The 11,858-nt window shown below is 44.9% G+C and carries 9 protein-coding genes; 4 read left to right on the top strand and 5 right to left on the bottom strand.

Going from position 1 to position 11,858, the window contains the following annotated elements:
- The first annotated feature begins 15 nt into the window (after positions 1 to 15).
- Positions 16 to 858 carry an MBL fold metallo-hydrolase gene (locus F0261_RS04565; protein WP_014950153.1) on the top strand — a complete coding sequence of 281 codons (843 nt, stop codon included), beginning with the start codon at positions 16 to 18 and terminating at the stop codon, positions 856 to 858.
- Between the two features lie 35 nt (positions 859 to 893).
- Positions 894 to 1,910, top strand: coding sequence for a phospholipase A (locus F0261_RS04560; RefSeq protein WP_014979817.1), 1,017 nt, complete (start codon positions 894 to 896; stop codon positions 1,908 to 1,910).
- Positions 1,911 to 1,992: 82 nt separating this feature from the next.
- On the opposite strand, the gene F0261_RS04555 is transcribed toward F0261_RS04560, so the two are convergent.
- The 4 genes from F0261_RS04555 to guaB all read right to left on the bottom strand — a co-directional run bounded on the left by F0261_RS04555 (position 1,993) and on the right by guaB (position 7,957).
- Positions 1,993 to 2,895 carry a histone deacetylase gene (locus F0261_RS04555; RefSeq protein ID WP_014979818.1) on the bottom strand — a complete coding sequence of 301 codons (903 nt, stop codon included), beginning with the start codon at positions 2,893 to 2,895 and terminating at the stop codon, positions 1,993 to 1,995.
- A gap of 109 nt (positions 2,896 to 3,004) precedes the next feature.
- On the bottom strand, positions 3,005 to 4,627 hold the full coding sequence (locus F0261_RS04550; protein WP_014950156.1) for a methyl-accepting chemotaxis protein: 1,623 nt from the start codon (positions 4,625 to 4,627) through the stop codon (positions 3,005 to 3,007).
- Positions 4,628 to 4,839: 212 nt separating this feature from the next.
- Positions 4,840 to 6,417, bottom strand: a complete 1,578-nt coding sequence (guaA, locus tag F0261_RS04545; RefSeq protein ID WP_014950157.1) for a glutamine-hydrolyzing GMP synthase — start codon at positions 6,415 to 6,417, stop codon at positions 4,840 to 4,842.
- A gap of 70 nt (positions 6,418 to 6,487) precedes the next feature.
- Entirely contained in the window at positions 6,488 to 7,957 is a 1,470-nt protein-coding gene (gene guaB, locus F0261_RS04540) for an IMP dehydrogenase (RefSeq protein ID WP_171337333.1), read from the bottom strand.
- A gap of 100 nt (positions 7,958 to 8,057) precedes the next feature.
- Between guaB and xseA the strand changes: the two genes are divergently transcribed.
- Both xseA and F0261_RS04530 read left to right on the top strand, forming a co-directional pair.
- Complete coding sequence (xseA, locus tag F0261_RS04535; RefSeq protein ID WP_171337332.1) at positions 8,058 to 9,410, top strand: exodeoxyribonuclease VII large subunit; 1,353 nt, start codon at positions 8,058 to 8,060, stop codon at positions 9,408 to 9,410.
- A 15-nt stretch (positions 9,411 to 9,425) separates the two neighbouring features.
- A complete protein-coding gene (locus F0261_RS04530; protein ID WP_171337331.1) occupies positions 9,426 to 10,583 on the top strand; it encodes a hypothetical protein in 1,158 nt (385 codons plus the stop codon).
- 299 nt (positions 10,584 to 10,882) lie between these two features.
- Here F0261_RS04530 and F0261_RS04525 read toward each other — a convergent pair whose 3' ends face one another.
- Complete coding sequence (locus F0261_RS04525; RefSeq protein WP_171337330.1) at positions 10,883 to 11,608, bottom strand: choice-of-anchor E domain-containing protein; 726 nt, start codon at positions 11,606 to 11,608, stop codon at positions 10,883 to 10,885.
- Positions 11,609 to 11,858: the final 250 nt, after the last annotated feature.

Below are 11,858 nucleotides of genomic sequence, written 5' to 3'. Positions count from 1 at the left end.
TAGAAAAGAGGGCGTATGCGGTTAACATTTTATGGCGTAAGAGGGTCAATCCCTACCCCGGGAGCAGCTTACGTCCGCTATGGTGGCAATACTGCATGCGTTCACATTGAGCTTGAGGATGGTACCGATATCATCCTCGACTCTGGCACAGGGATTCGCGTGCTTGGCGAGCGCCTTATTCAAAAAGATACCCCCATTAATCTGCTGTTGAGCCACAACCATTGGGATCATATTCAAGGCTTCCCTTTTTTTGCGCCTATCTATCAGGCTTCACGCGAAATCAACATATACCCGGGTCAAACCCTCCTTGATGAACCTGATCAAATTTTAAAACAAATGGAAGGGTCGTTATTTCCAGTCCCCCGAAGTGCGCTGAAAGCTAACATTTCTATTGTCGATATTCCCAAGTCTACAAGCCGATTTTCAGTTGGAAGCGCAACCATAACTCGCTTAGCCATGAACCACCCCGGTCGTGGCAGTGCCTATTGTATTGAAGCCGATGACGCAAAGGTGGCTTACATAACAGATAATGAGCTTTACCCCCCCTACAAAAAAGAAACAGACTTTATCGATTTCGCAAAATTTGCACAAAATGCCGATCTGCTAATACACGATGCACAGTATATGTTGTCTGACATGCCAGCGAAGAACGGATGGGGTCATTCGGTCGCGGAAGAAGCGGTGAAACTAGCAATGGCATGTAACGCAAAAAAATTAGCTTTATATAGTCATGATCCAGAACGGACTGATGACGATATAGATGATGTTGTAAATCATTGTAATGTATACGTCACAGTGGCAGAGTCTAATCTACAAGTATTTGCATCTTCCGAAGGCCAAGCACTGGACTTCAGTTAAGCATAACAACAACCCCACGTTACGGAGAATTAAAGGTGTCTGTGTTAAAGCCTTTTGTATTATTGGCAGCATTTGCTGCTTGTACGCCTGTGTGCGCTCAACAATCACGAGAAGTGGTAAGCGAACAAGCGTCATCTTTAGAAAATAGTGAACAAGAGCGCACTGTTGAAAATGAAGAAAATCAATCGTCACAGGATGAAAGCGGTATTGAAGTTATCGATATCATCAAGCGTGACACCATCACGGAAAGTGCACTGGATAACCGATTAGAAGGCGATAAAGAAGCACTGGATAATGTGTTTGCTATCACTCAGCATAGACAAAACTATCTACTTCCAATCACTTACGTTTCCAACCCAAGCTCTGTGGCCAGTGAAGAACTCACAAACGAGAACATAGACAATAAAGAAGCAAAATTTCAGGTAAGCGCTAAGCTGCCGCTTTATTTGGAAGATACAGGATTCGACGGTGTTTACTTTGGCTTTACGCTAACCTCTTTCTGGCAGCTTTATAACAGCGAAGCGTCGAAGCCGTTTCGCGAGACCAATTACGAACCAGAAGTCTTTTGGCAAGAAACAGCCGATTATTCCGTTCTTGGCTACAAATTTAATACCTTTCAAGTTGGTTTCAATCATATGTCTAACGGTCAAAGCGGGCTGCGCTCTCGAAGCTGGAACCGTATATTTGCCTCTATTGTCTTTAGCGACGATGACGATATCTACTACCTAAAGACGTGGTACCGTATTCCTGAAGACGAGAAAACAGACCCGCTTGATCCTACCGGCGACGATAACCCTGATATACAAGACTATTACGGTAGAATGGAACTTGGTTATGGAAGGAAAATTGGCGCGTTTAAAGTACTGGCGCTTTTACGAAACAACCTCGACGTAGATGAGAACCGAGGCAGCATCCAGCTAGACTTCACCTACCCTATCTCTGACCGCTATGAAGTCTTGCTTCAATACTTCAATGGCTATGGCGATTCGCTTATCGACTATAACCGCTCACAAGAACGTATTGGTATCGGTTTTCAGCTGCACTTTTTGTAATAAATAACCACGTAGACACAGGATGGGCACGCCAAACCGCTTTTGTATGGCGTGCTCTTTTCATTTTAGGCATCACTGTTTGCTAATCAATCACGCCTGCCGCGCGATAAAGCTGAATATGCACCTCTACCAGCGCTGCAATATCTCTTTGGTAGCCTCCACCAATTACCGCAGCAATCGGAACGCCCAAACGCTCGGCTAACGCAAAGACTTGCGTATCTCTTTCGTACACGCCTTGCGTAGAAATATGCAAATGGCCAAGGTCGTCGTTTACATGCACATCAACGCCTGCGTCATAGATGATGGCATCGGGCTGAAATTGTCTCATTACCATCGTTAGCGCTTGTTCTAGCGTAGTTAGATACTCATCGTCTGCGGTGCCCTTATCGAGTCCTATATCAATATCGGAACGCTGCTTTCTGTGAGGGAAGTTCTTTTCACCATGAATAGATAAGGTAAAAATATCACGGTCGTTTTCGGCAAGTTTTGCTGTGCCATCGCCTTGATGCACGTCTAGATCGACAATAAGCACATTTTCAACGGACGGGGTTTGCTGCATAGTTTTCGCTGCCAAATATAAATCGTTGAACAAGCAAAAACCTGACCCAAAATCAGCAAACGCGTGATGATACCCGCCCGTTAAATTCAATGCTTTTCCATGCTCTAGCGCTAGCTTGGCTGTTAAACAGGTCCCAGCAACGGCAGTACGGGTACGCTCAATCAGCTGCTGCGACCAGGGAAAGCCTATGCGGCGCATGGCTTTCTTATCTAATGCGCCAGTACTTAGTGCATCAACATAGTCCGGATCGTAATAGGCAGTGAGAAAAGAAAGATCAACCGGTGATGGAGTAACAAAACGCGATGCTTCCACACCACGATTTAACAATTCATCGCGAATACCTACGTACTTCTCGATGGGAAATCGGTGTCGCTCAGGAAGATCTAACTGGCTATAAATAGGATGAAATACGAGTGGTGTTGTCATTATTATCAATACTAGTTTAGGGCGCGCGCATCTATAACAGATAAAAGAAAAGGAGCGTGAACATTGTTCAAACACTCCCTTTTAACGTGTTTATACTGACAAAGCACAGTTACCGAGTCAAACTGTTCACCACCTTTTCAACATTTTCTGACATACTTTTCATTGAGCGTGACATGTCATCACGCTGAGCAAGTTGATGATATTTTTCAGATGATGTGACCACATTACTGATAATTGTTTCCACCTGCTGAAGTACAGCCTCTTGCTCATCTGCGGCTTCGTTAAGCGCCACAACTACGCTGGCCGTTTCTTGAATATCCCTCACCACGTTATTGAGTGTTTCAAGCGCTGTCGCTGCTTCTGCTGCGTTTGTGTCTGACAGCTGCTTGCCTGACGACATCGCCGCAACGGCGCCTTTTGCTTCAGCTTCAAAACTACTTAAAATGTCGTTAATTTCCTTGGTCGACTGCTGTGTTTTAGCTGCAAGTGCTCGAACCTCGTCGGCTACCACAGCAAAACCACGGCCATGCTCACCTGCCCTAGCAGCTTCAATTGCAGCGTTTAGAGCCAGTAGGTTAGTCTGATCGGCAATTTCATTAATAACATTTACCACTTTTAGAATATTGGTACTGCGGCTTTGCAATTCTGACACGATATTACTTGATTCGGTTACCGTTTTTGCTAGCTGCTTAAAGCCTGCATTGGCGCTTTCAAACGTAGCATAACAACTTGCCACGTTCTTTTCTGAGTTATTTGTCGCCACAGCGACTTGGTCGGTGATTGCCACTAAATTTTGCACAATCTCTTTAAGTTTATCCGTACTGCTATCAAGCGAGCGCGACGCATCCCGTTGTCCATTGGCGCCTTCCATAATGGATTGACTGACGTTACCGAGGGTGCCAAACGCCTTCTCCATTTCGGTCTCCGCTTGTTGAAGCTGCGCAACCGAATCTTTTAATTTGTTTTGTAATGCCCTGGCAGATTCTGCCAGCATGCCCAATTCATGATCGCTGGAATACGTTAACGCGTAGTCGTAACGGCTATGAGCCAAGTTGGATATACACGCCGCAACCTGCTTTGTTGGTTTAATAACCTGAGAGCGCAAACGAGCAATCACATAAGCAACAGAAAGCACAGAAAGCGCAATTGCTGCCAGTAGAATTATCCAGAGCATAGTGCGCGTATTGGCTTTAAGTTCAGCAATCGCATTCGCTGAATCGGCTGCAATTTCCGCCGCGATACCTGAGAGGAGCTTAGCAGGCTCTCTATCAATACCTCGAACAAAGCTATCTCCAACCTTTGGATCAAACCCAGAGTTAATAAATGCGTCGTATCCTTCACGGTATTTCTCGGCCATGACTGCATGGGCTTTTTGAAATTGCCTGATATCTGACTTCACGCTTTCACTTATCACACTACTTGATAGCATCAGGTCAAACTGGCGAGTGATGTCGGCCTCTCTCTGCTTGAATCGCTCCCAGTATTTTTCTCGGTCGTCTTTTTTGTGGCCACGCAACAATACGTTCTTCCACTCTTGCACTTGAGTTTTGAAAGTACTTAGCGTGGTATTGACGTCTCGTTCTGACTGAACAAGGGTGTTTTCTAACTCATCGAATGAATTAAGTAACGAGAAAGACTTTAGAATTGAGGCACCGTTTAATAGTACAAGAATTAAAAAGCTGGCGAGAACAGGCGTCATCACCAAACGGCTGATGCTTGTGTAATTGAACACGGCTTAACCTTTAGTATAAATATAAAGAAGGACGTCGCCATTAAATGATATTTTTATGACGGTATGGTTACAAATTTGGTATGAATCAACATACCAATATATGCGAAAATATACACCCTTATAGTAACAGGCTTATTAACTTGCTCTTTTTTAAGTAGATACAAAAAAAGAGCCCGAAGGCTCTCTTTTCATTTCGGTAAATTTACACCCGTTTATTCCCACTCAATTGTAGCAGGTGGCTTACCAGAAATGTCGTAAACCACACGGCTAATGCCATCGATTTCATTGATAATGCGATTCGACACTTTACCTAGAAAGTCGTAGGGTAAGTGAGCCCAGTGAGCCGTCATAAAGTCGATAGTCTCTACTGCGCGAAGGCTTACCACCCAGTCGTATTTACGCGCATCACCCATTACGCCTACTGAGCGCACTGGAAGGAATACGGTAAACGCTTGGCTTACTTTTTGGTATAGATCAGCTGCATATAGCTCTTCAATGAAGATAGCGTCAGCGCGACGCAGTAAGTCGCAATATTCTTTCTTAATTTCACCAAGTACACGAACACCTAGACCCGGACCAGGGAACGGGTGACGGTAAAGCATGTCGTACGGTAAACCTAGCTCAAGGCCAATTTTGCGTACTTCGTCTTTAAAGAGTTCACGCAGTGGCTCAACAAGGCCTAGCTCCATATCTTCTGGAAGGCCGCCCACGTTGTGGTGCGATTTGATTACGTGCGCTTTACCGGTTGCAGAACCTGCAGACTCGATAACGTCTGGGTAAATGGTGCCTTGCGCTAACCACTTCGCGTTTTCGCGCTTGCCCGCTTCTTCGTCAAATACACGAACAAACTCATTACCAATAGCTTTACGTTTCAGCTCAGGGTCTTCTATACCTTTTAAGCGATCAAGGAAACGCTCTTCAGCGTCTACACGGATGATGTTTAGGCCAAAGTGGTCACCAAACATTTCCATAACCTGATCAGCTTCATTTAAACGAAGCAGGCCATTGTCTACAAACACACAGGTAAGTTTGTCACCAATCGCGCGGTGAAGCAGCATGGCTGTTACTGAAGAATCCACCCCACCTGAAAGGCCAAGAATAACTTCTTCATCGCCCACTTTCTCTTTTATACGCTCAATGGCATCGTCAATAATTGCGCCAGCTGTCCAGAGCTTTTCACACTTACAGATGTCCATCACAAAGTGAGTTAATAGACGCATGCCTTGGCGAGTATGCGTCACTTCAGGGTGGAACTGCACGCCATAGAATTGCTTCTCTGCGTTATACATTGCAGCATGTGGGCATGAAGCGGTTTGTGCGATGGTTTCAAAACCTTCGGGAATAGCTGCCACTTTATCGCCGTGGCTCATCCATACATCAAGTAGCGCCGCGCCGTTATCGCCTATGGCATCTTCAATTTTATCTAGCAGCGGGCTTGGCTTAATCACTTCTACTTGCGCATAACCAAATTCACGCTTGTCTGAACCCAGTACGCCACCACCTAGCTGTTGTGCCATGGTTTGCATGCCATAGCATACGCCTAGTACTGGCACGCCGGCTTCAAATACGTACTCGGGCGCGCGTGGCGAGCCTTCTTCGGTTACTGACTCTGGGCCACCTGACAGAATAATCCCTTGTGGATTAAATTCGCGGATTTGCTCTTCGGTCACATCCCAAGCCCAAAGCTCACAGTAAACGCCTATTTCGCGAACACGACGTGCTATCAACTGCGTGTATTGCGAGCCAAAATCCAAAATAAGTATGCGTTGGTCGTGGATATTTGTGGTCATGTTTTATTTTTACCCGTTAAATAAAAGAACAAAGGCTGGTGTAGTACCAGCCTCGCAGTCGTCGGTCGCCTTAACCTAAACGGTAGTTTGGCGCTTCTTTGGTAATGCTTACATCGTGAACATGGCTCTCGCCCATTCCGGCTGAAGTTACGCGCACAAATTGTGCCTTGGTATTGAGCTCTTCAATCGTTGCGCAGCCCGTTAAGCCCATGGCTGAGCGCAAGCCGCCCATTTGCTGATGGATAATATTAGCAATTGGACCTTTGTACGCTACGCGGCCTTCAATACCTTCTGGTACCAATTTCTCAGCGTTATCAGAATCTTGGAAGTAACGGTCTGACGAACCGTGGCTTTGATCCATAGCGCCTAGTGAACCCATACCGCGATATGACTTGTAATAACGGCCTTGGAAAAGTTCTACTTCCCCTGGCGCTTCTTCAGTACCTGCTAGCATGCTGCCAACCATTACGCAGCTTGCGCCAGCAGCCAACGCCTTAGCAATGTCACCCGAAAAACGAATACCGCCGTCAGCGATAACTGGAATGTCAGTATCTTTCAGCGCTTCTACTGCATCTGATACCGCAGTAATTTGAGGCACACCGCATCCGGTTACGATACGAGTAGTACAAATTGAACCAGGGCCAATACCCACTTTAACAGCATCTACGCCGGCTTCGGCAAGTGCTTTCGCGCCATCGCCCGTTGCAACGTTACCCGCAATAATTTGTACATCGGGATAATCAGCACGTACTTTCTTAACACGGTCAATAACGCCTTGTGAGTGACCGTGAGAGGTATCGATAAGTAGAACGTCAACGCCTGCATCTACAAGTAGTGCAATACGTTCGTCAGTACCTGGGCCAACGCTTACCGCAGCACCAACACGTAGGCGACCAAGCGAGTCTTTACATGCGTTAGGCTTGTTTTCTGCTTTCTGGAAGTCTTTAACAGTAATAAGGCCTGTAAGCTTAAACGCGTCGTCGACAACAAGAATTTTTTCAATGCGGTGTTCGTGCATAAGGTCTAACACCACATCAGAGCTTGCACCTTCTTTTACGGTAACCAGATCATCCTTACAGGTCATCACGTTGCTAATAGGCAGGTTTAAGCGCTTTTCAAAGCGAAGATCGCGGCCTGTCACAATACCAATTAGGTTATTATCTTTGTCAGTCACCGGGAAGCCAGAGTAACCAAGACGCTTAGAAAGCGCGATAACTTCACCAATAGTCGCATTCTCTTCAACCGTTACCGGGTCAGATACCACACCACTTTCGTATTTCTTAACTTCACGTACGTGTTTGGCTTGCTCTTCGGGCTTCATGTTTTTATGAATGAAACCAATACCACCCTCTTGGGCTAGCGCAATAGCCAGACGGGCTTCAGAAACCGTGTCCATGGCAGCAGACACCATTGGAATATTTAACGTTACGCCACGCGTAAGGCGTGTTTGTAAGTTGGCTGTGTGAGGGAGGACGGTCGAGTGGCCGGGAACCAGCAACACATCGTCGAACGTCAGGGCTTCTTGGATGATACGTAGCATGCAACAACACCTATTCAGTTGAGGGTTAATTGCGGCGCAATTGTAGTGTTTTTTAGTTTTCAGGTAAACTCTAAATGTATTAAACCCAGTGATTTTTTTTATGTTTACAAATTCGCCATCTACGTCTCGACAAATTTTAACAGTTACCAAGCTAAATCGCTTAGCCAGAACCGTGTTGGAGGGCGAAATTGGCCTTATTTGGCTATCGGCTGAAATATCTAACTTTGTGGCGGCAGCATCAGGCCATTGGTATTTCACCTTAAAAGACAACAAAGCTCAGGTGCGCGCGGCTATGTTCAAAGGATCAAACCGCAATGTTCGCATTCGCCCTAAAGAAGGCGACAAAATTTTAGTGCGAGCGTCGGTTGGCCTTTACGAAGCACGCGGCGACTATCAACTGGTTGTCGAACACATGGAAAGCGATGGCGAAGGTGCGCTTAAGCAAGCGTTCGAAGCCTTAAAGTTCAAACTCAACAATGAAGGCTTGTTCGATACTGCTAACAAGCGTACGCTACCTGAACGCATTAATCGCATTGGCGTAATAACTTCATCAAGCGGTGCAGCGCTTCACGATGTATTAAGTGTATTAAAACGACGCAGCCCACAAACCGAAATCATTGTTTATCCGTCTATGGTTCAGGGTGAAACCGCACCTTTACAATTAATTAATGCGTTAAGAACGGCTAACCGCCGCGCAGAAGTGGATGTGCTGTTACTTACGCGAGGCGGAGGTTCATTAGAAGACTTGTGGTGTTTTAATGATGAAAGCTTGGCAAGAGAAGTCGCTGCAAGTGCCCTTCCCATAGTTAGCGCCGTAGGCCATGAGGTAGACTTCACCATTAGTGACTTCGTCGCCGATGTTCGCGCCCCTACCCCATCTGCTGCTGCTGAAATCTTAAGTCAGGATTCTGCCGCTCTTTACCAAACGCTAAGTCAGCAAAGACAACGCTTAGCAAGGGCAATACATCAGTACCTTCAAACGAGTAAACAACAGCTTGTTTTAAAGAAACAACGGCTAAATGCGTTGCATCCACAAAGCCGCATCCAATCGCAGTGGCAAACGTTAGACAGACTACAACTTCGTTTAGCGCATAAGATGCAAAACGACTTGGCAAAAGCAGAGAAGCGATTACAAGGTCTTGATTACAGGCTAAACAAACAATCGCCATCAGCAAACGTGGCGCGTGCAAAAGACAAATTAAACTATGCTAGCACTAAGCTCTTATCAAGCATGAATACACTCATTAGAAGCAAAAAAAATGAACTTGGTGGTAAAGTTAGCCTCTTACAATCCGTAAGTCCTCTTTCAACGCTCGCCCGTGGTTACAGCATTACTTTGTCCGACAAAACAGCCATTAATAGCGTGAATAAAGTAAATGTAGGTGATGAGATAAAATCTCGGGTGACTGACGGTGAAATAACCAGTACAGTGACAAACATTCAGCGGCAATAGGTAGCCTTTAGTATTATGCCCGTTCAAGTAAACGCGTTTTCCTTTTCCAGTATTTACCAGCGGGCCTGTGCATTTTGGAGCCTAAAGTCACTGCGGTTCGCTGTACCAAAAATTTTAACACCTTTGTGCGTTTTTGTTCTGTTATTAGTGCCTGACTTCACCTTTGCTTCTATGGTCAATCAACCTGTCTCTGTTTTTTCTACCTACCCAAGCGAGACGTTACTCAGGGCTTGTGGAGCCCAGCGAGCATTAAGCGAAGCTAATGCTTCACAATCCACTAACTTGTGTTTTGAAGATGCTATTTCGCCCGACAGCTTTATTAAACTTCTAAGCGAATCAGGAGAATTCAGTCATTTGTTCCCTTATGGCGAAGGAAACGACTACGAACTATTGATTGCTAACGTTGGCGCAGCGCCTGGCATGCATCGACAGCACGCAAAACAATTTGCAGAATTCACACTACAATGGCGAGGGATAGAAATTGATTCATCTTCATTTGATGCGAGTGCCGTTGAGAACAAAGATGTGAAAACGGAAACCGCTTTAGCCGAAGAAGAAGCGCAATCGTTGATTGCCCGCTGGATTCAACATGCCAAACATACTGGATTATTTACCAGCCAGTTTTTGTTCGACGCGCTAGAAGCCAGCGACTATAAAGGTGGATTACAGGTACCAAGCGCCATTGGCGACTTCACTAAATTAGATACTCAGTTGTACCCAGACCCGTTTAACGGTGCAATTACTCGCTATGTACACCCTGAGTTTGAAGATGCGCTCGTTGATGTCACCGTATACCCTTTTTTAGATCAGCTTTCTTTAGATGAAAACGAGCTACTTCCTAAGCAACTAGAAAGTGATCTGCAAAGAGCTAGTGCTACAGCCGATTTACAGCAGTTAACTTTGTCTCAAATCAGTCCAGCCTCACGCTATAAGGTTAACAGCGCATTAAGAGGATGGAGATTGGGGCTGAGCGCGGCATCCGAAACATCACCAACAATTTACGCGACAACCTATGTCTTTAAGCTACAAGATAAAATCGTAAAAGTGTCTACGACTTTTCCTCCTGACTTTTCAGACAATATTGTCAATCAGTTGATTGTTAACATAGAAGTTCCGCAAGAGTCTGAAATGATGAAAAAGGTTCGCTCTCTGCTTTTGGAAAACGCCAATTGATACCTTAGAAAAGATTAGTTGTATCACTAGTTGCTAAACTTTGGTCAATAGGTAAGAGCGAACCGTTGCTGTTTTTATTTTTCAATAAATCGCATTACAGGATTAATTGACTTACGTTTCACGTCACTGCTTAAAATGTGAACTTTCGCCTGTTCTCTCGGTTTATACCTATCAAACCAATTATAAACCTGGTCTTTTTGAAGCGATTGCTTCGCTGAGTGTAATTTTTCCACTGACATCATTCTTCCTTTGTCTGGATTATAAACGGTCGAAATTGTAATAATCGATAGACGTTACACTCATTTTTTGATTAATTTTCTTCTGTTTGATAATAAGAACAAAAGCCCTGCACCAAATAAGCTAAATGCCGCTGGCTCAGAAACACTAGTGGCTGTCGGGGCGTAATCGAACTCTACGAATACTTTACCCCAAGAACCCGTTGAGAATTCATTTGTAAAGCTACCCGTTCCCCCGTCAACTTGATTAAATAAGTTCGTTCTCGCATCCGTTGAAAACAAGAATTCGATTGGTGTTCCAGCTAGAAAGGCCGACAAGTCTACGTTTGCTAACATCCCTGACCGTTCGCCTGTTGTCACATCAAACTCAAATTCGGCAGAATCTTCACCTGGAATCATTGTGAATGTCCCCTCTGGTGAGCTTTGTGCAGAGACAAGGGGATTAACGAAATTTGCTTGTTCAAATACGAATGTGTCAGCTACACTACTGGATACTTGCCAGTTCGACGCTAGAAAGATATCTACGTCAGTGCGACCTGCTTCAGAGCTTCCATTAACTGATCTTCCTTCGCTGTCGATCTGTCCATAGACCGTTATATTTACAGCGTTCAATGTACCCAGTGTTTGATCAAATGCGTCAATAAACACACTTTCCGATAGCGGCGATACTTCTGCCACGTCGAAAGGACTTCCTTGTTCACCAAAGGATACTTCTTGCGTAATAATTGCTGCTTTTATTGGCATTGTAGTCGCTGCGATGATGGCAGCGGCAATAATTCGCTTATTCATAAATTCATCCTGCTCATATGGTTAGAAATACCCCGACGGTCGAAGGGGCTCCCTGTGATTGCAAGAAAGAAACCATAGATTAATATATGTGCAATACCGCATGTAGCATGGGTTAACAAAATTTAAGGTTATGTAACGAAAGCTAAAAATTATTTTCTGATAGAAAATATTACACTTTAGTTGTAATTATGACCGAAAGATTACAATTTGGCACGGCTGATGCTTTTGCAAAACCAGCAAAAGAGGTTGG

The organism is Alteromonas sp. 07-89-2 (assembly GCF_013113925.1).
Taxonomy (GTDB): Bacteria; Pseudomonadota; Gammaproteobacteria; order Enterobacterales; family Alteromonadaceae; genus Alteromonas; species Alteromonas macleodii.
Note: the sequence above shows the minus strand (reverse complement) of the source record. Positions and strands in the feature narration are given on the sequence as shown.

Bases quoted from the DNA above. Each gene is read 5' to 3' on its own strand.
- F0261_RS04525 (WP_171337330.1), bottom strand. From the start codon at position 11,608: ATGAATAAGCGAATTATTGCCGCTGCCATCATCGCAGCGACTACAATG.
- F0261_RS04530 (WP_171337331.1), top strand. From the start codon at position 9,426: ATGCCCGTTCAAGTAAACGCGTTTTCCTTTTCCAGTATTTACCAGCGG.
- guaB (WP_171337333.1), bottom strand. From the start codon at position 7,957: ATGCTACGTATCATCCAAGAAGCCCTGACGTTCGACGATGTGTTGCTG.
- xseA (WP_171337332.1), top strand. From the start codon at position 8,058: ATGTTTACAAATTCGCCATCTACGTCTCGACAAATTTTAACAGTTACC.
- F0261_RS04555 (WP_014979818.1), bottom strand. From the start codon at position 2,895: ATGACAACACCACTCGTATTTCATCCTATTTATAGCCAGTTAGATCTT.
- guaA (WP_014950157.1), bottom strand. From the start codon at position 6,417: ATGACCACAAATATCCACGACCAACGCATACTTATTTTGGATTTTGGC.
- F0261_RS04565 (WP_014950153.1), top strand. From the start codon at position 16: ATGCGGTTAACATTTTATGGCGTAAGAGGGTCAATCCCTACCCCGGGA.